This window comes from Polaromonas sp. P1_G2 (assembly GCF_056405515.1).
The window spans coordinates 1-717 of sequence record NZ_JBFUBY010000620.1 but is presented as its reverse complement, the minus strand read 5'-3'; the positions used below and the strand labels follow the sequence as shown (position 1 = coordinate 717).

Genomic DNA, 717 nt, shown 5'->3' with positions numbered 1-717 from the left:
CCGTCACGCACGATCGCGCCGCCGACACCAAGGTCGAATTTATAGAGTACGAAGTCTTTTTCGCCGACCGCGGCCCCCCAGGTCATTTCGGCCAGCGCGCCGCAATGGCTTTCATTCTCGGCATGCAGGGGGCAGCCGATGCGGCTTGAAAAAATCTCCGCGAGATCGACGCCGCCCCAGGTCGGCAGGACGTCGCCGTTGAGCACTTTGCCATCATAACTGAGCGGTGCGGAGATCGCGAGACCGACGCCGAGGAGATCGCTGATCGTCAGGCCGAGGGAGGCACATTGGGCCGTCAGGCTGGCTTTCACCTGATCGGCGGCTTCCTCCGGCGTATAATCGCGCCGGATCGGAATCCACACGTCCGACAGCACGGCATGTGTCAGGTCGCAAATGACGATGCGGATTTCGCCGAGCCCGAGCAGCACGCCGGCGCAGCGGCCCGACGCGGGATTGAGTGACAGCAATTGCGACGGGCGGCCAAAGCCGTTGGCCTTGACTTCGACGTCGATGACGATGTCGGCGTCGCGCAATTCGCTGACCACAGTGGACACCGTGGAGCGACCCAGGCCGGTCGGCCGGACGAGCTGACCTGCCGTCGCAGCCCCGAGGGCGGCCAGCCCCCGCACAAGGCGGCCGGCCGGTGAATCCTGGTCAAGAAAGAGATTGTTGATGTTCTGCATCGGCCTGCCTCTCTCCCATCCTTTTTGCTCCTGC

At 64.0% G+C, this 717-nt stretch carries 1 protein-coding gene; it reads right to left on the bottom strand.

Features of this window, described 5'->3' with window-relative positions:
* Positions 1 to 683: ROK family protein (locus tag AC1D0P_RS26560; protein ID WP_477679462.1), on the bottom strand; the 683-nt coding region annotated here is incomplete at its 3' end.
* Positions 684 to 717: the final 34 nt, after the last annotated feature.